This window comes from Stenotrophomonas sp. GD04054, assembly GCF_029836955.1.
In the GTDB taxonomy this organism is placed as follows: domain Bacteria; phylum Pseudomonadota; class Gammaproteobacteria; order Xanthomonadales; family Xanthomonadaceae; genus Stenotrophomonas; species Stenotrophomonas maltophilia_A.
The window spans coordinates 1-22,791 of the sequence record NZ_JAOECR010000007.1; the positions used below are offsets into that span (position 1 = coordinate 1).

A 22,791-nucleotide genomic window follows, 5' to 3' on the forward strand; every position below is an offset into this window, starting at 1 on the left:
TCGGTGCCATCCGGCTCTGGTCCTGCAGCTGCAGGTCGCGCAGCTCGTACGGCGCACCGAATCCGGCCGGCAACGCCGCCTGGTCGAACGGCAGCACCAGCTGGCCTGCGCCCGGGCCATCGAACCACGCGGCCGCATGTGCCTGTGCGACCGGCTTCAACTGGCCATCGCGGGCCGTGGCGTACAGCGTGCCCCGCGCCTCATAGCGGCCGGCGGCGGCCACCTGCAGCGGCAGCGCCACCTGCCGACTGGCCGGGTCCGGCGCGGCCTGTCCACTGAAGCGGGCAGTCGGCCGTGCCACCGCAAAGGCGACCTTGCCATCGCGCAGCACACCGTCGGCCTGGGCGAACACCTGCAATTCCCACAGCCCCTGCACGCTGCCGACATCGGCGGGGATCCGCACCTGCGCGCGCAGGCTGCCATCAGTGGTTCGCAGCAACCGCTGCGGCCAGCTGCGGCCATCCGGTGCGACCAGCAGGGCTTCACCGCCCAGCCCACCACGACGCGATGCCAGCTGCGCGGTGGTGGCGCCGTCTTCCAGCAGGCGTGCCTGCAGCTGCATGTTACCGCCGGCCAGCACCTGCGCCTGGTTGGCCTGCACCTCCAGCCGCAGCGGGCTGTTCGGCTCCAGCACCTGCACCACGTAGCGGCCCTGGGCCTGCGCGCTCTGCAGCGTGTAGGCACCGACAGCACTGGTCGCGCCGGTACGCAGCATGCTGCTGCCATCGCTGACCGGCATGCCGGCGTCCTGCAGCGCGCGCGCATCGACACTGCGCGCCACGCTGCTGCGGCCGGCCGGGTCGCGCACCTGTAGCGTGTTGGCCGGCAGCGCGCGGGCACCGTCGGCCGGGCTCAGCTGGATCACCGCATCCGGCGCCGTCAGTGGCAGGTCCAGGCCTCGCTGCAGCTGCGTGCCATCAACCTGCTGCCAGTAGCTGCGGCTGACCGCGGCATACGGTGTGGTCGCCTGCAGCGGCTGTGCCGGGTCCAGCGCCCAGGCAAAGGCCAGTGGCGCGTGTTCGCTCTCATCGGCGGGAAGCGGCGCGGCTACCAGGGCGGCAGGCACCTGATCGCCCGCACGGGCGGCCTGCAGCGGCTGCGCGGCCTGCGCTACGGAAAGGGACAGCACTGCCAGGGTGGCGCCGGCCAGCAGGGTGGATTGAATCGTCATGGTCGTCTCCCTCACTGGGTCAGGTCGTTGCGCAGCAGGGTGCCGAGGCCGAAGCACTCGCGGCGGCTCTGGTTGTGGCTGAGCGGTTCTGCACCCTGGGTACGCGCCTTGTCGGTGAACCAGGTGGTGCCGGCGGCCTTCTGGCTGCTGCACTCCAGGAAGCCATCGGAGCAGGACGACAGCCAGTTCTGGGTGAACTCCAGGCCGACGTTGGCGGCATAGCCACCACAGTAGCTGTTGCTGTCCCATACCGCCGATTCCACATCGCTGCCCACCACCGCACGGAACGGTTTGGGCAGCGCCGGGCGGCCAGCGGTGCCGTAGAGGTTCTGCGCGTTGTAGGTGGCCATGCTCGCCACCTGCTGCTGGCGCACGGCGTCGTTCTTGTAGCCCAGCAGCCAGCCCAGCGAGGTTTCAAAGGTGTTGCCGTTGAGCACCGCATCGGCCAACGGCGTACCGGCCGAAGACGGTGCCAGCGCGTTGACCTTGCGCACCGTGCGGATGATCTTCGGATAGCGGCTGTCATAGGTCGGGTTGGACAGGATCCAGCGCATCACGTTGCCGCCGTTGGAGTGGGTGATCACCACCAGCTGGGTGATGCCACGGCTGTCGATGAAGCCGGTCAGCTGATTGGCCAGGCAGCCGGCCGCTTCCGGCTTCCACATGTACTGGGTGAAGTCACAGTTGATGACGACGTAGTTGCTGCTGTTCGGCAGGCCCTGGCGCACGGTGTTGATGATCGCCGGCTGCCAGTAGTCCTGGGTGGCGTTGGTCTGTGCGCCGGTGCCATGCACGAAGGCCACGCCGACCACGTCGGCCGCCTGTGCCGGCGCGGCTGCCAGCCCGAGGAGCAGGGCCAGGACGGTACTTCCTGTTGCGGTGCTGCGCATCGCTTCTCTCCCTCTGTCAACGGATCCCCCCGACCCGGCTGGAACTGGACGGCCCCTGGTGCTTGCCGTTGTGCCGATGCTCGCGGCGCGGCCGCGTGAAAGTCCGTGCGCTGCGCCCGGATTCAGGAGACTGACGTCACTCGATGACGCTTTTCATATCGCCGGGATGACCATGCCGGGTCTGGCCGTATGACCGATGGCCACTGCGGTGTCGTATACGGGCTGCGATCATGGCGCGATGTTTTTCCTCCGGAGCCTGTCCATGTCGCTGATTTCCCACCCTGCCCGCCCGCTGCTCGGCCTTGCCGTCATCGCGGCCCTGGCCGGTTGTGCCGCCACCGCCGCCAAGCCGACCGCCGTCGAAGCCAACATCACCACCAAGGCGGTGGGCTATCTGGACAAGAGCGCGGTACCGGCCAGCCTCGACCTGGTGCCAGCACCGCCGGTGGCCGGTTCGGCCGCCCTCGCCCTCGACGAACAGGTCAGCCGTGAAGCCCGCGCGCTACGTGGCAGCCCGCGCTTCGCCCAGGCCGGTGTCGATGCGGAACTCGGCTTCCCCGAAGGCGCCAACCACTTCTCCTGCGCCGCCGACATCGACGTCGATGCGGTGAAGACCCCGGCGCTGTACCGCCTGCTGGAGCGCAGCCGGATCGACGCCAGCGCCGCCACCAAGGCCGCCAAGAACCACTACCAGCGCCCGCGCCCGTTCATGGTCAATGGTGAACCGACCTGCTCGCCGAAGGACGAAGAAGGCCTGCGCAAGAACGGCTCGTACCCGTCCGGCCACACCTCGATCGGCTGGGCCTGGGCCCTGATCCTGTCGGAGATCGCACCGGATCGCGCCGATGCCATCCAGGCGCGCGGCCGCAACTACGGCGAGAGCCGCCTGGTGTGCAACGTGCACTGGCAGAGCGACATCCTCGAAGGCCGCTTCATGGGCGCCGCCGCCGTGGCCCGCCTGCATGACAACACCGCGTTCAACAAGGACCTGCTGGCCGCACGCAAGGAGATCGCTGCCGCGCGCAAGGCCGGCCTGCACTCCAGCCGCGACTGCGCGGCCGAGGAAGCGGTGCTGAAGGTGCGCCCGCAAAGCGCGCTGTAAGCGCCTGGCGGTTCAATTGTTGCCGGCCAGCGGCCGGCACTACCGATGGGTGTAAAGCAGAAGGGCCGGCATTGCGCCGGCCCTTCTTCATTGCATCAACGCGGTCACCGCATCAGAACTTCGCGGTGAACTCCACGCCCCAGGTACGCGGCTCGTTGAGGAAGCCGGTCAGGTTGTTGAAGTCGATCGCACCGACCACGCGGGTCTGGTTGGTCAGGTTGCGGCCGAACACCGCCACGTCGTACTGGCCGTAATCCCAGTTGTAGCCCAGGCGCAGGCCGCCTTCCAGCGAACTACGGCCGCGGAATTCCGGCGACTCGTAGATGAAGAAGTTCACCGCGCTGCGGTAGGCCCAGTCGGTGTAGGCATACAGCTCGCTGCCATCGCTGAGCGGGAAGCCGACACGCAGGGTCGCGTTGTGGATCCACTTCGGCGCCTGCGGCAGCGGGTTGCCGTTCACCAGCGCATAGGTGCCACCGTTGATGACGGTGGTCGGGTCGTTGATGGTGCAGCCACCGCCGCAGATCGCTACCGCCAGATCCTTGTCCTTGATCTCGGTGTCGTTGTAGCTGCTGCCGAAGGTCAGCAGCACGTTGTCAGCCAGATAGGCTTCCAGGTCCAGCTCCACGCCCTGGCCGATGGTCTTGTCAGCGTTGAGCAGGGTGGCGGTGTTGTTGGTGCCGCCCACCGCGATCAACTGCTGGCCGTCAACGTTGTAGCGGAACACGCTCAGGCCCAGGCGCGCGCGGCGCTCGAACAGGTCGGCCTTGATGCCGGCTTCGTACGAGATCACCTTCTCCGAATCGGCTTGCGACAGGCCCGGCGCGAAGGCCAGGCGGCCCTGGATCGACGGCGCACGGAAGCCCTTGGCCACGCGGGCGTAGGCATTCACGTTGTCGGTCAGCTTGTACACGCCGCTGACATCCCAGCTGACGTCGTTGACGTCGGTGTTGGCCAGGTACGGGCCACTGACCGGGGTGCCGAACGGAAGGACGGCCTGCAGCACGCTGGCGTTGAAGTCCTTCTTGTCCTGGGTGTAGCGCACGCCGGCGCGCAGCTTGAAGCGGTCGGTGACATCGAAGTCACCCGAGGCGAACACCGCCCAGGCCTTGTTGCGCTGGTTCTGCACCACGTGGCCGGTCTGCGGATTGCCCGGCTTCAACGAGTTGTAGTTGAAGTTGTTGATGGTCACGTCTTCGTCGAAATAGAAGACGCCGGCCTGCCAGTCGAAGCGGCCCCATTCGTTGGATTCAACGCGGAATTCCTGCGTCCACTGGCGATGGTGCGGCAGGCCGTCGGCCGACTCCGACGAGAACGGGATGAAGCCCGGCCCATAGTTGCCAGCGCCCAGCGATGCGTCGCCGTAGCCACCGTCGATGTCACCACGATTGAGCGATTCGGCGGTTTCATAACCGGTGATCGAGTGCAGGGTCACCGAACCGAGGTTCCACTGCAGGCGCGCACTGCCGCCCCAGGTCTCCAGGTCGGAGAAGTTGACGCCATCGTTGGCCACCTTGTCGCGATCGAAGTTCTCGACCAGGCCGTTGCCACCCTTCTGGATGATGTTGGCGCGGAACAGGCGCGCGGTACCGTTGAGCTTGCGCTTGTGCAGGTTGAACAGCGCTTCGAAGTCGTCGCCTTCGTACAGGAACTGCACGCGGCCGGCAGCTTCGTCATAGCCTTCGAAACCGCTGTTGGGCGCGCCGGCACGGGTGTTGTCGACCCAGTCGTCACGGCGCTGGTAGATGGCCGACACGCGTGCCGACCAGCGGTCGGTCAGCGGGCCGCCGTAGGCGCCCTGCACGTTCCAGCTGTTGTAGCTGCCATAGCCCACGCGCACGTAGCCGTCGGCATCCTGCGACGGGCGCGCCGAGTCGAACTTGACCACGCCGGCCGGGGTATTGCGGCCGAACAGCGTGCCCTGCGGGCCGCGCAGCACTTCCACATTGGCCAGGTCGAACAGCGGGAAGCCCTTCAGCAGCGGGCTTTCCTGCACCACGTCGTCGTACACCAGCGACACCGGCTGCGACGCATTGAGGTCGAAATCGGTGTTGCCCAGGCCACGGATGTAGAAGCGCGGGAAGGCACGGCCGTAGGACGACTCGATGTTGAGGCTGGGCACGCGCGCGGCCAGGAAGCGGATGTCATCGCCCGCCGAACCCAGCACATCGAGCTTCTCGCCCTGGATCGCGCTGATCGCGACCGGCACGTCCTTGGCGTTCTCGACGCGGCGCTGCGCGGTCACCTGCAGGGCATCAAGGGCAACCGGATCCTTGGCAGCGGGAGTTTCCTGGGCGGCTGCTACCAGCGGCAACAGGGCGGAAAGAGCGGCAACGAGGGGGCGCGCGACCGGAAGGCGGCCACGGGAAGTGCGGGTCGGAGACATGGCGGTAGGCTGTGTTTGGAGGGGTGGTAAAACGGCGCTACCAGATAATTGTTGCAATACAGCACCTGCCCCGCAAATGCCTGCCGTTCATGGCCGCGTCGCTCCGGCCCCCGCGCCCTCGCTAGACTCGGGGTTTTCCAGCCCTGCAGAGCCGCCGCGATGACCCAGTGGTACTTCCATGCCTCCGCCCAGGCCGAGCGTATCGGCCCGCTTGATGACGAGGCCGCGCGCCGTTATGCGCAGGCCAACCCGCGCGCCCTGGCCTGGTGCCAGGGCATGAGCGGGTGGACCTCGATTGCCGAGGTGCCCGAACTGCAGTCCGCGGCCCCGGGCATGCCGAACACCCCGCCGCCGGTCCCCGCCGCGGCCAGCGGCCGCGCCGACGACATCGAGTTCCGCATCGTCGGCCATGAAATGCAGTTCGTGGAGATCGAGCTCGACCCCGGCGAGAGCGCCATTGCCGAGGCCGGCGCATTGATGTTCAAGGATGCCACCGTGCAGATGGACACAGTGTTCGGCGCCGCCAACGGCGACCAGGGCGGCGGCTTCATGGGCAAGGTGATGGCCGCCGGCAAGCGCGTGCTGACCGGCGAGAGCCTGTTCGCCACCGTCTACACCCAGAGCGGCCACGGCAAGGGCAAGGTCGCCTTCGCCGCGCCCTACCCCGGCACCGTGCTGGCAATGAAGCTGGACCAGCATGGCGGCCGCCTGATCTGCCAGAAGGACAGCTTCCTGGCCGGCGCGCGCGGCGTGCAGATCGGCGTGCAGTTCCAGCGCAAGATCATGACCGGCCTGTTCGGCGGCGAAGGTTTCATCATGCAGAAGCTGGAAGGCGACGGCTGGGTGTTCATCCATGCCGGCGGTTGCGTGGTGGAGCGCGAGCTGGCCGCGGGCGAGCGCCTGGACGTGGATACCGGCTGCGTGGTGGCCTACCACCCGACCGTAGACATGGATGTGCGCCGGGTGGCCGGCATCAAGAGCATGCTGTTCGGTGGCGAAGGCGTGTTCCTGGCCACGCTGACCGGTCCGGGCAAGGTCTGGCTGCAGTCGCTGCCGTTCTCACGCCTGGCCGGCCGCATGTGGATGGCCGCGCCGCAGGGCGTTGGCCAGAACCGCGGCGAAGGCTCGGTGCTGGGCGGCCTGGGCCGGATGCTGGACGGCGACAACCGGTTCTGACCGCCCCCGGTCGTGCCGGCCGCTGGCCGGCAGCCTCATGGACCTTGGCGCGCATCCCGGTAGTGCCGGCCGCTGGCCGGCAGCCCCATGAACCGCTGCCAGGTTCCCAATGATTGCCGGCCAGCGGCCGGCACTACCTTTATGAATGGGCGATGTTTCCTACCCTGCCCGCCCCGCCACGGCTTCGGTATGCTGGCGCCCTTTCCTGAATCCGGCGCCGCGAGCGCACTGCCATGAGCCTGTTCCGCCCCCGCATGCTGCTGTCCGTCGCCCTGATCGGCCTGCTGGCCGGCTGCGGTGGCGACCCGGTCCGCCCCACACCGCCGCCGGCACCGACCGTGGTGCCGCAGGCCAAGCCGGTGAAGATCGGCATCGCCCTCGGTGGCGGCGCAGCCAAGGGCTTCGCGCACATCGGCGTGATCAAGATGCTGGAGGCCAACGGCTTCGAACCGGCCGTGGTGTCCGGCACCAGCGCCGGCAGCGTGGTCGGTGCGCTGTACGCCAGCGGCATGGACGCGTTCCAGATGCAGAGCAAGGCAGTCGCCCTGGACGAAGCCAGCATCCGCGACGTGCGCCTGTTCTCCGGCGGCCTGGTGCAGGGCCAGAAGCTGCAGGACTACGTCAACGAGCAGGTTGCCAACCGTCCTGCCGAGCGCCTGAAGAAGCCGTTCGCCGCCGTCGCCACCCAGCTCGAAACCGGCGAGCGCTCGATCTTCGTGCGCGGCAACGTCGGCCAGGCGGTGCGCGCGTCCAGCAGCATTCCCGGTGTGTTCGAACCGGTGAAGATCGGCGGCCGCAACTACATCGATGGCGGCGTGGTCAGCCCGGTGCCGGTGGATGCCGCGCGCCAGCTCGGCGCCGACTTCGTGATCGCCGTGGACATCTCCAGCAAGGCCAGCGGCAAGGCGCCGACCGACATGCTGGGCATCGTCAACCAGTCCATCTCGATCATGGGCCAGCGCCTGGGCGAGCAGGAACTGGCGCGCGCCGACATCGTCATCCGCCCGAAGGTGCTGGACATCGGCGCCGCCGATTTCAGCCAGCGTGGCACCGCAATCCTGGAAGGCGAAAAGGCCGCGATGGCAGCCATGCCGCAGATCCGCGCGAAGATCCAGCAGCTGCAGCGCGCACGTGCCGCGGCGGCCGCACCGGCACCTGTGGCCGCACCGAAGTGCGAGGAAGCCTCGCGCCTGGGCAAGCTGATGGGCCGCAAGGACAAGTGCTGACCTGAGCCGGCGTGTCGCTGCCAGACAGCGACGCTGCGTGCTAGCGCGCGGGCCGGTAACCGCTGGCCTGCTGCCGCTCGCGCCTGCGCTTCTGGCGTGCCTGCTCCTGCAGTGTCGCCGTGTGCTGCAGTTGTTCCATGCCATCGCCCGGTACGTGCAGCTGGCGTCGCGCACGGGTCAGCGCCAGATAGACCGCGCGCACCGGGTTGTGCCAGATGCGCCCGCCCTGCCCCGCACTGAAGCAACCGGGTGACAGCGAGACCACGTCGAACTGCAGGTTCTTCGCGTGTTCGGCCAGGCACAGCGCCACCCGCCCTTCAGCGGGCGTGTCCTGGTCATCAAGCGCCAGCAGCAGTGACTGCACCCGATCGGCAGACGCAAACAGTTCGACCAGCGCGCCCTGCCCTTCGTCGGCCTGCGTGGCCAGGAAGCGCTCCCATTCCTGGTCCGATGCGCTGTCGCGGCGCCGGCGCCACGCATCCAGTGGCCGCTGCAGCACGCTGCGCAGCGCGCGCAGCGATGCCGGATGCAGGTAGGGCCGCAGCCCGAGTGCGTGCAGCTGTGCCGCGTCCAGGGCCAGATCGGCGACGCTGCCATGGATGCGCAGGCCCTCGCTCGGCACCTGCGCCCAGTCGCGGTAATGCAGCACACCGGTGGCGCGGTCGGTGGCACCGACGAACGGCCCACTTTCCTGGCCCAGTCCATCCAGTGCCAGGGTCTGGTTGACCAGACCCTCGACCTGGTTGCCCTGGCGCACCGACTGGTGCATTTCCAGCACCTTCGACGCGGCCCAGCGCGGCACCGTACCGGTCAGGCACTGGTGCGGATCACCCAGGCTGACCACGCCAGGCGCATGGCCGGCCAGCAACTGCTTCCACGACGGGCTCAGGTCATGCGCCTCGTCCACCAGCAGCATGCCCATGTCCAGCGGCGGGGTGACGCCGCGCAGGGCCAACCACTTGCCGATGTGCGCCGGGCTGAGGCTCAGCAGCGTGCCCCGCTGCAGTTCGGCGTCGAACATGCAGCGCCAGACGTGCTCGGCGGCCGCCATGTACGGCGACACATCGAGCATCGCGGCAGGCACCGAACGGTCGAAATGCTGGAAGGCCATGCGCGGCGCGGACGAGGCGCACCAACGGTTGATGGCCTCGAACGCGGTCAGCAGCACCTGCTCCGGGCTGCGCCCACCGATGCCCTGCAGTCCGATGCGGCCGGCAATCTCGCGCGGCGTACGGGTGCTGCGCCGGTAGCTGGCAACGAAGCCACCGGTCTGGCCGCCGCGCGCGGCGTGCTGGGCCACGCGGTTGGCGAATTCGATCTGGGTCAGTAGGCGCACCGCAGTGCTGGCCGGCACGCGGGCGCGGAAGGCTTCCACCTGCCCACGCGAGGGCGCCACGTAGGTGTAGCGGCCCGGCCGCGCCTCCATCAGCGCCAGCACCAGGTGGCCCTTGCCGGTGCCGGCATAGCCATCGAGGTCGATCAGCTCATCGGGATTCGCGGCGATGGCGCGCAGCACGCGGGCCTGCTCGGAGGTGTACAGGCCATGGTGCTCGGCCGACCGCGCATCCGCGGCGGCGACGTCATCCAGCGTGGCCTCGTCGTCGTCACTGGAAAAGGTGGCGGGAAAGCGGATCTCATGTTCGACCAGGGTTTCCTGACAGGCCTGCTGCAGGGCCAGGCCCGGATACTCCCGTGGCGACTGCGCGATGACGTCCTGCAGGATCTCCGCCGGAGCCAGCAGCACGCCGTGGCCGGCCAATGCGCTCAGCCAGGCATCCAGCTCCGGTTGGCCACCGCCACCGGGCCCGGCCAGCTGTGCAGCCGCGCCTTCGTTGCCGGCAAACAACGCGCAGGCATCATGCAGCAGTCGCTCGATCTCGGCCGCCGGATGCAGGCGCGTCCGGCACAGCTGCGCGGCCATCAGCCCGGCCTGCTCCACTGCGGTCTGCGGTGGCGTGCCATGGGCAACGTAGCGCGCCAGCGACTTGCGCTGCAGCGGCAGGAACGTGGCGGTAAGCACCGGGTGCTGGAGTTCGGGCATGCGTGGAACCGGAAAGGAACGCTGCGACGCGCGCAGGGCGGAGATGCTCGGCTACCCGCCCGGCGCCGTCAAATCGCAGCGGCGCGTTCATTCCAGCTGCGACAGCGGCAATGCCTGGAAGCCCTTCACCGTGCGCAGCACGAAGCTGGAATTGGCATCGGCCACGCCACCGGCATTGAGCAGCCGGTCCAGCAGGAAGTGCGAGAAGTGCTCCAGGTCGCGCACGTAGACGTGCAGCAGGTAGTCCATGTCGCCGGTCAGTGCATGGCAGGCCACCACTTCATCCCAGCCCTGCACGCTGTCGACGAAGTGGCCGATGGCGGCCTGGTCGTGCTTTTCCAGCTGCACGCGCACGAAGGCCTGAAGGCCCAGGCGCAGCTGGCGCGGTTCCAGCCGCGCGCCATAGCCGACGATCACGCCCTCGCTTTCCAGCCGCTGCAGGCGCCGCAGGCAGGCCGAGGGCGAGAGATTCACCCGCGTCGCCAGCTCGGCGTTGGTGGCGCGCCCATCCCGCTGGATTTCAGCCAGCAGACGTATATCCGTGCGATCGAACTGGACTTCTCCGGCCATTGTTGCCCCGCAACATGGTGAGTACGCAAGGATATTGCGCCAACAAGGCCAATCGGCGCAACTTTTGCAACCCTGTTGCGCGCGCCCTGCCCTAGCATCGTGGGTATCCCGTCAAGGAGTGCCCCATGGACCTCGCCCAGCCCCGCCGCGTCGAACACCAGCAGACCGACAAGGGCTACGTGCCGGTGTATACCACCGCGCTCGTCGAGCAGCCGTGGGACACCTACAGCGCCGACGACCACGCCACCTGGAGCACGCTGTACCAGCGCCAGCGCGAACTGCTGGTCGGCCGTGCCTGCCAGGAATTCCTGGATGCGCAGGACGAGATGGGCATGAGCGCGCACATGATTCCGCGCTTCGACCAGCTCAACGAAGTGCTCGGCGCCGCCACCGGCTGGACCCTGGTCGGCGTGGAAGGCCTGCTGCCGGAACTGGACTTCTTCGACCACCTGGCAAACCGTCGTTTCCCGGTGACCTGGTGGATCCGTCGCCCGGACCAGATCGATTACATCGCCGAACCGGACCTGTTCCACGATCTGTTCGGCCATGTGCCGCTGCTGATGAACCCGGTGTTCGCCGACTACATGGAGGCGTACGGCCGTGGCGGCGTCAAAGCCCACGCGATCGGCCCGGATGCGCTGCAGAACCTGACCCGCCTGTACTGGTACACGGTGGAGTTCGGCCTGATCGATACGCCCGACGGCCTGCGCATCTACGGCGCCGGCATCGTGTCGTCGAAGGGCGAATCGCTGTACTCGCTGGAATCGGCCGCGCCCAACCGCATCGGTTTCGACCTGCAGCGGATCATGCGCACGAAGTACCGCATCGACACCTTCCAGAAGACCTACTTCGTCATCGACAGCTTCGAACAGCTGATGCAGGCGACGTCGCCGGACTTCACCCCGATCTACGCGGCGCTGTCTGATCAGGCGCATCTGCCGGCGGGCGATGTGCAGGCCGATGACCGCGTGTTCCAGAAGGGCACCGGCGAAGGCTGGGCCGACGGCGGCGACGTGTAGGCGAACGGCACACACCGCTTCGTACTGAAAACGGCGCACCTGGATGCGCCGTTTTCGTTGCTGCCTGCCTGCACCGTCACGGCAGTGCAGGCGATGGCAGGGCGATCAGGCGTCCACGGCCCGGCAGGAACCGCGCACCATCAGCTGCGGATGCACGCTGGTTGCGGTCGGCGCATCCGGCACGTCGGCCTGCACCAGCATCGCCGCCGCCATGCGCCCGATGTCGGACACATGGCGGCGCACCGAGGTCAGCGGCGGCCACAGCCGCGACGCCAGCGGGCTGTCGTCGTAGCTGACGATCGACAACTGCTGCGGCACCGCGATGCCCGCACGCAACGCCACCTGGTACACGCCGGCAGCCATTTCGTCGTTGCCGGCAAAGATCGCACTGGGCCGCTGTCCGCCCATCAGCAGCCGTTCGGCGGCATGCACGCCCGACTCGAACGTATCGCCCGCTTCCAGCACGCGTTCACCCGGCAGGGTCAGGCCCACCTGCGCCAGCCGATCGAGGAAGCCATGAGTGCGCTCGCGTGCGGTACGGCGGTCACCCGGACCGGCAATCACCGCGATATCGCGGTGGCCGAGCGAGAGCAGGTAGCCCGCTGCCGCGGCTGCACCGTCGCGATCATGGGTGACCACGGCCTGTGCCTCGTCATCCGACACATGCGCGTTGATGCGGACGTAGCGGCATTCAATGCCGTCGAGCATCTCCGTCAACGCAGCCGACTCGGAGGCACGCGGGCCCAGGATCACGCCGTGCAGCTTCTGCTGCTGCACGAAGCGCCGCACGCCGTACGCACAGTCCGGAGCCAGGCTGTCGCAGGGATGCACGACCAGTTCATAGCCGGTGCCGCGCAGCGCTTCCAACGCGCCGTGCTGCAGGTCGACGATGCATTGGGCGCCCGGGTCGTCATACACCAGGCCGATCAGGAAGGAGCGGCGGAACGCGAGGCCGCGCGCCAGGGGGTCGGGCACGTAACCGACCTCGCGCATCAACGCCTCGACCTTGTCGCGGGTGTCTTTGCGCACCAGCGGCGAGTTGTTGATGATTCTTGAAACCGTTTTCTTGGAAACTCCCGACAGTCGTGCGATGTCGTTGATCGTGGCAGCCTTGCCCTTCGATGCCGGCAACGCGGCATCGCTAATAATTCGCACTGACATGTATAGAACCAGGTAAGTCGGAGAATTCTAGCCTTGCGCCCGTGGGGCGCGAAGTTGCGGAATGTCGCAGCGAAGATGGATCGCGTCGTGTTCGACCGCTTCTGCTGCGCGAGGTTCCATTGTGATCGCTCTACTTGATGTCCATCTGAACCGTTCTTCCGCGCGTGTTCACCTTGAATGCGGGCGCGACGCGCGCGAACGCCAACATTCCCTTAACCAGGCTCCGCTACAGTCGGGGCATGGACCTGCAGACTTCTCCGTTTCCGGTGTTCCGTGGCCGCGACCGGTTGATCGCTGCGGTCGACGCAGCGATGACCTCCGGTAACCCCGAGCGCATCACCGCCGACCTGCAGCTGGCGCTGCAGGAAGCCATCGCGGACAGTCGCATCGAATTGCCCGAGTGCGTACACCGTCCGGTCAGTGATCATTACGCGCGACGCCCGCTGTACCACAGCCGCGAACACGGCTACAGCGTGATTGCCATGAGCTGGGGCCCAGGGCAGGGCACGCCGCTGCACGACCACGATGCCATGTGGTGTGTGGAGGGAGTGTGGTCAGGCGAGCTGGAGATCACCCGCTATGAACTGCTGGAGCGCAACGGTGAGCGCTGCCGCTTCCGCCGCCACGCCGTGCTGCGCGGGGGCTGCGGCAGTGCCGGCAGCCTGATTCCGCCGCACGAGTACCACACCCTGCGCAACGCCAGCAACGAAGCGCTGGCGATCTCGGTACACGTGTACGAGGCGCAGATGGAGCGCTCGGCGGTGTTCGATCCGCTCGGTGGCGACTGGTACCAGCGTCGCATCCAGGCATTGCAGGCCGACCCGGCCTGAGCCGGGGGCAGGGCGGGCACCACCAGCACCGTCGTGAGCCACGTGGCATCATGCGCCGCTGCGCTGCCGGATCCGGCGGCGATCCGCGATGCCCGGTCGGGCAAGGAGCAAGACGATGTCCAGCGCTGATCCGCGCCTGCGCGCGCTGTTGAAGCTGGCACCGGTGATTCCGGTGTACACCCCCGAAGATGTGAATGAAGCGGTCGAAGTGGCCCAGGCGCTGTTCCGCGGTGGCCTGCCGGTGATCGAAGTGACGCTGCGCACGCCGCAGGCGCTGGATGCGATCAAGGCGATGGTCGAGGCCGTGCCCGATGCGGTAATCGGTGCCGGCACCGTGCTCAACGCCGCGCAGATGCAGGCAGCCAAGCAGGCCGGTGCGCGTTTCGCGGTGTCCCCCGGTGCCACCCCGACGCTGTATGCCGCCGCGCGTGATGCCGACCTGCCATACCTGCCCGGTGCCGCCACTGCCTCCGACCTGATCCTGGGCCTGGAGCACGGCCACGACACCTTCAAGTTCTTCCCGGCGGTGCAGGCCGGTGGCGCTGCGCTGCTGGCGGCCTGGCACGGCCCGTTCGCCGATGTGCGCTTCTGCCCGACCGGCGGCATCAGCGCGCAGACCGCGCCGCAGTTCCTGCACCTGCCCAACGTGCTGTGCGTGGGCGGCTCGTGGCTGACCACCCCGGCGCTGCTGCAGACCCGCGACTGGGATGCGATCGAGCGTCTGGCCCGCGAGGCCTCGGTACTGGCCGGCTGAACCGCTGCACGAATCGTCAAAGGTTTGATCGTGATCAAAGCGCCGGCCTCGAGCCGGCGTCATTCTGTGGGCAAGCGCACTACGGAGATCCGAACATGAATTCGACCATGAAGGCCGCCGTGGTGCGTGAGTTCGGCAAGCCACTGGTGATCGAGGAAGTCCAGGTACCGCGCCCGGGGGCGGGCGAAGTACTGGTCAAGATCGAGGCCTGTGGCGTCTGCCACACCGACCTGCACGCCGCCGAGGGCGACTGGCCGGTGAAACCGAACCCGCCGTTCATCCCCGGTCACGAGGGCGTGGGGCACATCGTGGCCGTGGGAGGCGGGGTAGGGCACGTCAAGGAAGGCGACAGGGTCGGCATCCCCTGGTTGTACTCGGCCTGTGGCCATTGCGAACACTGCCTGGGGGGCTGGGAAACGCTGTGCGAGACACAGCGCAACACCGGCTACTCGGTCAACGGCGGCTTCGCCGAGTACGCACTGGCCGATGCCAACTATGTCGGCCTGCTTCCGAAGGACGTGGGCTTCGTCGAGATCGCGCCGGTGCTGTGCGCCGGCGTGACCGTCTACAAGGGCCTGAAGGTGACCGACACCAAGCCCGGGGACTGGGTCGCCATCTCCGGCATCGGCGGCTTGGGCCACATGGCGGTGCAGTACGCCCGCGCGATGGGCCTGAACGTGGCCGCGGTGGATGTGGACGACAACAAGCTGGCATTGGCCCGGCAGCTCGGCGCGCAGATCACCGTGAACGCGCGTACCACCGATCCGGCCGCCTTCCTCAGGAAGGAAATCGGCGGCGCGCACGGCGCGCTGGTCACTGCGGTGTCGCCGAAGGCCTTCGAGCAGGCGCTGGGCATGGTCCGCCGTGGCGGTACCGTCTCGCTCAACGGCCTGCCGCCGGGCAACTTCCCGCTGGACATCTTCGGCATGGTGCTCAACGGCATCACCGTGCGCGGCTCGATCGTCGGCACCCGCCTGGACCTGCAGGAGTCGCTGCAGTTCGCCGCCGAAGGCAAGGTCGCGGCCACGGTCAGCACCGACCGCCTGGAAAACATCAACGACGTGTTCGCGCGCATGCATGCGGGCACGATCGAAGGCCGCGTGGTGCTCGACTTCGCCGCCTGACCGCCTGTGCATGGCCGCCGTCGCTCCGTCCCCCTCTCCCACGGACGCGGCGGCCATGCCTATCCCCCGGTGGTGCCGGCCGTTGGCCGGCAAACCCCAGTCGGTTCGGTAGTGCCGGCCGCTGGCCGGCAACCCGGGCACTCTGTGGCAGCCGTACAATGCGCGCATGCCCGGCCTGCTCAAGACCCTGTTCCTGTCCCTCGTCGCCCTGATCGGCGGCGTGCTGTCGCTTGCGCTGGTCAGCAGCGTCGCCAGCTGGCTGCCCCCGCTGGTGGGCATGTCGCCGGACAACAACAGCGTGCAGCTGGGGTGGGACCTGGCCTTCAGCGTGCTCGGCGGCGTCGCTGGCATTTCCTTCGCCACCTACTACGCACCGTGCTGGCCGCGTTCGCATGGTTTTTCGATCTGGTCGTTGATCGCGCTCGGCTGCGCCTACGCAATGTGGACCGCAGGCGCGGATTTCCCGCTCTGGTTCGTCATTTCGCTGCTGGCATCGCTGCCGTTGCAGCTGCTGGCCGGCTGGTGGTTCGGCCGCCGCGCGTCGCGCGATCCGCGCTGAGCGCATCCAGGTAGTGCCGGCCGCTGGCCGGCAACCTCGCCCATGCTACAGGTGCCGGCCAGCGACCGGCACTACCGCTTCAGCGACGGCAGCGTCTGCTTCAATCGCGCGATGCCCTGCCATGGGTCACCCTTCAGCCGCTTGGCACGCGCCAGCGCCTTGGCCATCGGAAACGCGTCGGCCGCGCTCACCCGCGCCAGTTCTTCCCAGCGCAGCGGCACCGCCACGCCGCCAGAATCGCGTGCACGCAGCGACCACGAGCACACGCTGGTGGCGCCTCGGGTGTTGCGCAGCCAGTCGATGAAGATGACGCCATTGCGCTTCGCCTTGCTCATCGTCGTCACGTAGCGGTCCGGCGCCTGCTCCGCCATCGCCTGTGCGAACGCCTCGCAGAATGCCTTGGCTTCGTCCCAGCCAGCCTTGGGCTGCAGTGGCACCACCACGTGCACGCCCTTGCCGCCAGACAGGCGTACGAAGCTCTCCAGACCCACCTGCTGCAGGCAGTCACGCACGTCGCGCGCACCGGCTTTCACCTGTGCCCAGCTGACGCCGTCACCAGGGTCGAGATCGAACACCAGTCGGTCCGGATGCTCCGGGTCGGCCACGGTCGCACCCCAGGGATGCAGCTCCAGCGTGTTCATCTGCACCAGTTGCAGCAGGCCCCGCGCATCGTCGATGTAGACGTAATCCTCGCGGCCGCTCTTCTGCAGGAGGGGCACCGCATGTACCGCATCGCCCAGGCCGGGGCCATGATGCTTCTGGAAGAAGCAGGCCTTGCCGACGCCATCCGGACAGCGCAGCAATGACAGCGGACGTCCGGCGATTTCGGGCAGGATCCAGCGCGCCATGCGCTGGTAGTAGTCGGCCACGTCGCCCTTGCTCAGTTTCTGCTTTGGAAACACCGCCCGCTCAGGATGGGTGATCTGGACCTCACCTCCGGCTTCGGCATCTGCGCTGCTCATTCCCAGGTCCTCCTTCTGCTTGTCGCTGCGCAACCGCTTGAAACTGGCCTGGCGCAGCAGGCCTTCCTTGCCCCAGCCACGGAACGCCACCTCCGCCACCGCCACCGGCTTCACCCAGCGTACGCTGGCAGCGCGGAACGGCACATGCGCCGGCAGCTGCAGCACGGGCGTCTTCACCGCCAACGGCTGCAGTGCCTTGAGCAGCGCGCGCAGGCTTTGGTCGTCGAAACCGGTGCCAACGCGGCCCACATAGCGCAAGCCGCCCTTGTCCGGCGTCGCCAGCAGCAGCGAGCCGAACCCCACCCGTGAACCCTTGGGTGCCGTGTAGCCGACGATCAGGAACTCGTCGGTGTCTTCGTGCTTCACCTTCCCCCAGCTGCGCGCGCGGGTATTCACGTACGGGGCATCCACCTGCTTGCTGACGATGCCTTCGAATCCGGCCTTGCCACTGGCAACGAACACCTGCGGGCCATGGTCGATCACGTGCTCGCTGAAGGCCAGGGTGCCAGGCGCCGGCCCAATGAGCTCTTTCAGGAGTGCTTTGCGCTCCAGCAACGGCGCACGACTGATATCCGCTCCAGCCAAGCCCGGAAGATCGAACACGATGTAGCGCAGCGGTTGCTTCGAACTGCCGTCGATCACCCGCTGCAACGCTGCGAAGTCACTGCGCCCTTCCTTGTCCAGCACCACCAGTTCGCCGTCCAGGCGTGCATCGCGCACCGGCAGCGCCTGCACGGCCTGCACCACTTCGGGAAAATCATCGGTCCAATCCAGACCATTGCGGGAGCGCAGCCTGACCTCGCCATCGTGCAGATCAGCCAGCAGGCGATAGCCATCCCACTTGATTTCGTGAAGCCAGCGGTCGCCGTCCGGCGCACTGTCGCGATGATCGGTCAACTGCGGTTTGAATGCATGGGGGTAGGGTGCGTCACGTGCGCCGTGCAGTTGCAGCGCGCGTGCATGCCAGCGCACATCGGCCTTGCGTGTGGTCGTGCGTGCGACGGGTGCAGCTCGCGCCGTCTTGTCCGCGGAACGCTTCTTCGCCGCAGGTGTTCGTTTGGGCATCGGTGCCGTCAGCAGGTCATCCGCCTCCGCGTCGCGCGCTTCCCCGTCACCGCGCTTGATCAACAGCCACTGCACCTGGCGTCCTTTCATCGCGGTCCGCACCAGCTTCCAGCCACCGGCCAGGCGTTGTCCATGCAGCACGAAGTCGATCTTGCCCGCCGCCAGTGCCTGCAGTGGATCGCCTTCACAGGCCCAGGTGCCGTGATCGAAGACTTCCACGTGGCCCGCACCATAGTGGCCTTCAGGAATGTCTCCCTCGAAACCGGCGTAGGACAGCGGATGGTCTTCCACTTCCACGGCCAGCCGCTTTTCACCGACGCGTAGGGAAGGCCCCTTGGGCACAGCCCAGCTCTTCAGTACGCCGTCCATTTCCAGGCGGAAGTCATAGTGACGCGAGCTGGCATGGTGCAGCTGGATGACAAAGGTCGGCCGCCGCTTCGGGTCGCCCGGTGCGGGCGTGTCGTCGGGCTCCGTTGTCTGCCCGGCGCCACCGCCAAGCCGGCGTTTGCGCCGATACTGGTGCAACGACATGGCTCACCCCGCCTTGCGTCGGGGTGCGGTCTTCTTTGCAGCCTTCTTGGTTGTCTTCTTTACGGCCTTCTTCACTGGCGACTTGGCGGCTGCTTTGCGCGTTGCGGCCTTCTTCGCTGGCGTTCGCTTGTTCGCATCCAGGCTCTTCTGCAGCAGCGCCATGAAGTCGACCACATTGGTACTGGCGTCCTCGCGCGGTGCCGGCTCATCGTCCACCCGCGTGGTGCCGCCCTTGGACTTGATGCGCTTGTTCAACACCTGCTGCAGGCGCTCGCGGAATTCATCGTGGTACTGCGACGGATCCCAGTCGCCGGCCATCGACTCGATCAACTGCTCGGCCATCGCCGTTTCCTTGCTGGTGATGCGATAGTCGGACAGTTTGCCGGTGGGCAGCTTGTAGTCCTCGGGATCCACCAGCTCCTGCGGATAGCGCAGGATCATCAGCACCAGCGCGTCCTCATGCGGCATCACCGCGCACAGGTATTCGCGCGTACGCACCACCACCCGCGCGATGCCCACCTTGCCGGTGCTGCGCAACGTTTCGCGCAGCAGCACATAGCCCTTTTCGGCCTTCTTGCCGGGCACCAGCAGGTACGGTTTCTCGTAGTAGCGTGGGTCGATCTGCGCCGCATCCACGAACGATTCCACCTCCACCGCTTCGTGGCTTTCCGGCGCCGCCGAACGGATATCACCTTCCTCCAGCACGACATAACTGCCCTTGTCGTACTCATAAGCTTTGACGATGTCCTTCCAGGGCACTTCCTCACCGGTGTCGGCGTTGACCCGTTCGAAACGGATCGGCTTGCGATCGCGGGAGTCGAGCATGCGGAACTGCAGATCGACCTTGCGTTCGCCGGACATCAGTGACACCGGCACGTTGAGCAGGCCAAACGACAACGTGCCGGTCCAGATCGGGCGGGCCATGGGCGCACCTTTGGCGGGGCAGGGTGCCCAGCGTGGGCCGGAGGGCGTAAACCAGCCGTGTCCATGCCGTGCACGTGGGTTTTACGGTGGTGCCGGCCGCTGGCCGGCTGAGGCTCGCGGACTGAAGTTTCCTAGGGTTGCCGGCCAGCGGCCGGCACTACTGCAGCAACGGCCTCACCGCCGCCGCCGGAATATGGTCCAGTGCGCGCCAGGCGTCCTCCACCACCGGCCTCGCCTGCGACCAGCTCAACCGCGACTGCCCGCGCATCTGCTCCCAATGCTCGGCCAGTTCCTCGCAGGTATCGGCGGCATCACCGCGCGGCCAGTCGGCGGCATGCGTGGTCAGCGCGAAGGCGTAGACCGGGCAGAGGTCGCGCCAGTTGCGGTGGCTGTGGCCACGGCGCTCTTCGTAATCGCTCAGCATGTACTGCAGGTAGTCCTGCGCCACCGCCTGCGGGTCCTCGTGGCGACGCGTGCGGCGCTGCGCGGTGCGTTGGCCGAGCGGATCGAGCAGGGCGTTGAACACGGACGGTGCGGGTCGTTCAAGACGGGGCATGGCCGGCTCCTGCAGCGGGGGCGGGTGGGCAGGAATACGCGCGGTCCCGTTACCGGGGGGTGAGCGAGATGTTCATGACGCCAGGTTCGCAGCGGCTTTACCTGCAGGGCGGTGTAGTGGGAGCCCCCGAGTGCAGGTACCAGACCATGAGCCGAGAGACCTCACGAGACCCGCTGCGCGAAAACCACCCGCCCATTCCCGGCGAGCAGCGCGGCAAGCGCGATGCCGACAATGCCGACTACCGCGGCACCGGTGCACCGTTCTTCGATGCCGAGCATGCCGGAGAGCATCTGCCGGTGAAGCACGAGTCTGAACAGGCCGCGCTGGACCGCAAGGACGGCGGCGACCGCCATCGTGGCGGCCAGGAAAGCCCGCTCAAGCGGCGTGAGCGCAAGCAGCGCGCCAGCGACAACCAGGATGAGGCGCTGGAGGAGACCTTCCCGGCCAGCGACCCGACCTCGCCGTTCGTACCAGCCAAGGCCCCCGACTGACGGTAGTGCCGGCCGCTGGCCGGCAACCTCCTGACATCCTGCACAGCGCGATGCCGGCCAGGGCCCCCGACTGACCGGTAGTGCCGGCCGCTGGCCGGCAACCTCCTGACGTCCTGCACGGCGCGATGCCGGCCAGCGGCCGGCACTACCACTTCAACGCCACGACCACTGCAGGCCGACGTTGGCCCGCCGTCCCGGTCCCGGCTCGTAGAAGCGGCCATTGCCGTCATTGACGATCACCGAGCCGATGTAGGCCTGGTCCAGCACGTTCTCCAACCGTGCGAAGACCCGCAGCTCGCCACCCGGCAGGTTCCAGCGACGCCCGCCTTCCAGATGCAGCAGGGCGAAACCGGGCGCACGTTCGGTCGCCACGTCGTTGACCACGGTATCGCTACTGGCGGACGCCTCCAGCGCCCATTGCCAGTCGGCGGGGGTCCACTGCAGCCTGGCGAAGGCCTGCTGCTGCGGCACACCGGGCAGGCGGCTGCCCGCGGCGACCACGCTGTTCGAGGTCAGGTACGGCGAGCGCACCTGCGCCTGCAGCCATGTCCATGCCAGCTGCAGTTCCAGCTGCTCGGCCAGCGGCTGTCGGTACTGCAGTTCCACACCCTGGCGGCGGGTGCGGCCGATGTTGCGATAGGTGCTGCGCCCACCAGAGTTGCTCGCAACTGCCAGCTCATCGTCGGTATCTGCGCGGAACAGGCTGATATCAAGCTGGGTTCCGTCCTGTGCGTGCCATTTGCTGCCTATCTCCAGATTGCGGCTGCGCGCGGCCGCCAGATCCAGTGCCAATCCCGCGTGGCCGTCGGCGCGATACCCCAGCTCATTGAAGGTAGGCGTCTCGAAGCCCCGGCCCACGGCGGCGTGCAGCCGCCACTGCGGGCTTGCCTCGAAGCTGACACCTGCCACCGGCGTGGTTGCCTGATAGCGACGGTGGCCGCTGTCGTCCGGATTGCGCCCGGTGATGTAGCGGTCATTCGATTCGAATCGCACGGCGCTGTGGCGCAGCCCGGCCAGCAACGACCAGCGCGGGCTCCACTGCCACCAGGCCTGGGCGAACTGGTCCACGTTCTGCACGACGTCGATCTGGTCACGACGCAGGCGCCCACGCACGCCCAGGGTGCTGCCGATGAAGTTCTCGTAGCCGGTGCGATGCTGGCGCTGGCGGTCGGCGCTGAGCCCGGCCACAAGATCCAGCGGTCGGCCGGCGAGGTCGCCGTGCCAGCCCCAGCGCGCGTCCAGTCCGCCGTAGCCCGCGTCCAGATCGATCACGCCGCCCGCATGCAACGGGTTGGCCTGTGCGGTCGGCGGAATCGGCAGGTACTGGGTGACCTCACGCTGCCCGGCATAGCCCATCAACTGCCAGCGCTGGGTGTCGGTTTCCCGGGTCCAACGCAACCCAGCCTGCTGCTGGCGCACCGATTTGCGGGTGTTGTACTGGTGAGCCACCGCCGTGGCCTGGCGCGGATCGGCCGCCACCTGGGAACGGCTCAGGCCCAGCGGATCCTGCGCATCGGGGGCATCGAGCGCGTTGAGCAGCAGCTCGAGCCGTCCACCGCCCAGATCGCCGCCGATACGCGCATTGAGCGATTCGCGGCGCGCGCGGCTGTGTTCGCGCCAGCCATCGGTGCGGAAGTGATTGGCGGCGATGTTGTAGTCCAGCGCTTGGCCGGCACCCTTCAGTTGCGCGCCGACACTGAGCGTGCTGTCGGCGCCGGCGTTCACGCGCAGCCGCCACGGGTCGCCGGCCTGGCCCTGCGCGCTCCAGACCTGCAGCACGCCGCCGGAGGAATTGCCGTACAGCGCCGAGAACGGCCCGCGCAGCACCTCGATGCGTTCGGCGCCCAACAAGCTGGCGTGCGACAGCTGGCCCTGGCCATCGGGCATGGTCGCCGGCACCCCGTCGATCAACACCCGCACCCCGCGCACACCGAAGGTCGAGCGCGCGCCGAAGCCACGAATCGACAGCTGCGTGTCCTGGGCGAAGTTCTGCCGATCGCGCGCCAGCAGTCCCGGCACCCCGGCCAGTGCCTCGGACAACTGCACGCTGTTTCCGGCCCGGCCGGCGTCGATCCAGACCGTGTCCTGGCTGGCCGGCAACGCGAACGGGTCGATGCCCGGCACCCGCGCCGCCTGCACCTGCACGGCAGGCAGGGCGGTGGGCGCAGGCTCGGCCATGGCCGCCAGTGGCGACAGCAGCAGGGCGGACAACGGCAGGCAGTGGCGTCGTGCGGCGGGATTCATGATTCAGGT

The 22,791-nt window shown here is 67.8% G+C and carries 19 protein-coding genes; 9 read left to right on the plus strand and 10 right to left on the minus strand.

The window, feature by feature from the left end:
• Together N7573_RS05730 and N7573_RS05735 are read right to left on the minus strand one after the other, a co-directional pair.
• Positions 1-1,171 (minus strand): DUF4785 domain-containing protein (locus tag N7573_RS05730; RefSeq protein ID WP_279943100.1); only part of this gene is annotated, 1,171 nt, incomplete at its 3' end.
• An 11-nt stretch (positions 1,172-1,182) separates the two neighbouring features.
• On the minus strand, positions 1,183-2,061 hold the full coding sequence (locus tag N7573_RS05735) for a hypothetical protein (protein WP_134951576.1): 879 nt from the start codon (positions 2,059-2,061) through the stop codon (positions 1,183-1,185).
• 262 nt (positions 2,062-2,323) lie between these two features.
• On the opposite strand from N7573_RS05735, the gene N7573_RS05740 reads away from it, so the two are divergent.
• Positions 2,324-3,163, plus strand: coding sequence for a phosphatase PAP2 family protein (locus tag N7573_RS05740; RefSeq protein ID WP_197617061.1), 840 nt, complete (start codon positions 2,324-2,326; stop codon positions 3,161-3,163).
• Between the two features lie 112 nt (positions 3,164-3,275).
• Here the strand turns inward: N7573_RS05740 and N7573_RS05745 are convergent, their stop codons facing one another.
• Positions 3,276-5,549 carry a TonB-dependent receptor gene (locus tag N7573_RS05745; RefSeq protein ID WP_071228650.1) on the minus strand — a complete coding sequence of 758 codons (2,274 nt, stop codon included), beginning with the start codon at positions 5,547-5,549 and terminating at the stop codon, positions 3,276-3,278.
• A gap of 159 nt (positions 5,550-5,708) precedes the next feature.
• Between N7573_RS05745 and N7573_RS05750 the strand changes: the two genes are divergently transcribed.
• Positions 5,709-6,725: a TIGR00266 family protein gene (locus N7573_RS05750; RefSeq protein ID WP_279913442.1), complete on the plus strand. Its 1,017-nt coding sequence runs from the start codon at positions 5,709-5,711 to the stop codon at positions 6,723-6,725.
• Between the two features lie 233 nt (positions 6,726-6,958).
• Positions 6,959-7,951, plus strand: coding sequence for a patatin-like phospholipase family protein (locus tag N7573_RS05755; protein WP_049399033.1), 993 nt, complete (start codon positions 6,959-6,961; stop codon positions 7,949-7,951).
• Between the two features lie 40 nt (positions 7,952-7,991).
• Here the strand turns inward: N7573_RS05755 and N7573_RS05760 are convergent, their stop codons facing one another.
• Positions 7,992-9,992 carry a hypothetical protein gene (locus N7573_RS05760; RefSeq protein ID WP_279913441.1) on the minus strand — a complete coding sequence of 667 codons (2,001 nt, stop codon included), beginning with the start codon at positions 9,990-9,992 and terminating at the stop codon, positions 7,992-7,994.
• A gap of 87 nt (positions 9,993-10,079) precedes the next feature.
• Complete coding sequence (locus tag N7573_RS05765; protein WP_004153377.1) at positions 10,080-10,562, minus strand: Lrp/AsnC family transcriptional regulator; 483 nt, start codon at positions 10,560-10,562, stop codon at positions 10,080-10,082.
• Positions 10,563-10,687: 125 nt separating this feature from the next.
• Between N7573_RS05765 and phhA the strand changes: the two genes are divergently transcribed.
• Complete coding sequence (gene phhA, locus N7573_RS05770; RefSeq protein WP_049462434.1) at positions 10,688-11,581, plus strand: phenylalanine 4-monooxygenase; 894 nt, start codon at positions 10,688-10,690, stop codon at positions 11,579-11,581.
• A gap of 105 nt (positions 11,582-11,686) precedes the next feature.
• Here the strand turns inward: phhA and N7573_RS05775 are convergent, their stop codons facing one another.
• Positions 11,687-12,742 (minus strand): LacI family DNA-binding transcriptional regulator, encoded by a 1,056-nt coding sequence (locus tag N7573_RS05775; RefSeq protein ID WP_032129266.1) that lies wholly within the window; start codon positions 12,740-12,742, stop codon positions 11,687-11,689.
• 239 nt (positions 12,743-12,981) lie between these two features.
• Between N7573_RS05775 and N7573_RS05780 the strand changes: the two genes are divergently transcribed.
• From N7573_RS05780 to N7573_RS05795, 4 genes are all read left to right on the plus strand, one after another.
• On the plus strand, positions 12,982-13,572 hold the full coding sequence (locus N7573_RS05780; RefSeq protein WP_279913440.1) for a cysteine dioxygenase family protein: 591 nt from the start codon (positions 12,982-12,984) through the stop codon (positions 13,570-13,572).
• 115 nt (positions 13,573-13,687) lie between these two features.
• Positions 13,688-14,326, plus strand: coding sequence for a bifunctional 4-hydroxy-2-oxoglutarate aldolase/2-dehydro-3-deoxy-phosphogluconate aldolase (eda, locus tag N7573_RS05785; protein WP_132808674.1), 639 nt, complete (start codon positions 13,688-13,690; stop codon positions 14,324-14,326).
• Between the two features lie 95 nt (positions 14,327-14,421).
• Positions 14,422-15,450 carry an alcohol dehydrogenase AdhP gene (adhP, locus tag N7573_RS05790; RefSeq protein ID WP_279913439.1) on the plus strand — a complete coding sequence of 343 codons (1,029 nt, stop codon included), beginning with the start codon at positions 14,422-14,424 and terminating at the stop codon, positions 15,448-15,450.
• Between the two features lie 166 nt (positions 15,451-15,616).
• A complete protein-coding gene (locus N7573_RS05795) occupies positions 15,617-16,009 on the plus strand; it encodes a hypothetical protein (RefSeq protein ID WP_032129269.1) in 393 nt (130 codons plus the stop codon).
• 71 nt (positions 16,010-16,080) lie between these two features.
• Here N7573_RS05795 and ligD read toward each other — a convergent pair whose 3' ends face one another.
• The 3 genes from ligD to N7573_RS05810 form a co-directional block, all read right to left on the minus strand.
• Positions 16,081-18,567, minus strand: coding sequence for a DNA ligase D (gene ligD / locus N7573_RS05800; protein WP_279913903.1), 2,487 nt, complete (start codon positions 18,565-18,567; stop codon positions 16,081-16,083).
• A gap of 3 nt (positions 18,568-18,570) precedes the next feature.
• Entirely contained in the window at positions 18,571-19,491 is a 921-nt protein-coding gene (locus N7573_RS05805) for a Ku protein (protein WP_062606457.1), read from the minus strand.
• Positions 19,492-19,648: 157 nt separating this feature from the next.
• Positions 19,649-20,047, minus strand: a complete 399-nt coding sequence (locus N7573_RS05810) for a hypothetical protein (RefSeq protein ID WP_032129272.1) — start codon at positions 20,045-20,047, stop codon at positions 19,649-19,651.
• A gap of 146 nt (positions 20,048-20,193) precedes the next feature.
• On the opposite strand from N7573_RS05810, the gene N7573_RS05815 reads away from it, so the two are divergent.
• Entirely contained in the window at positions 20,194-20,538 is a 345-nt protein-coding gene (locus N7573_RS05815) for a hypothetical protein (RefSeq protein WP_032129273.1), read from the plus strand.
• A 153-nt stretch (positions 20,539-20,691) separates the two neighbouring features.
• Here the strand turns inward: N7573_RS05815 and N7573_RS05820 are convergent, their stop codons facing one another.
• Positions 20,692-22,782, minus strand: a complete 2,091-nt coding sequence (locus N7573_RS05820) for a TonB-dependent receptor (protein WP_279943101.1) — start codon at positions 22,780-22,782, stop codon at positions 20,692-20,694.
• Positions 22,783-22,791 lie beyond the last annotated feature (9 nt).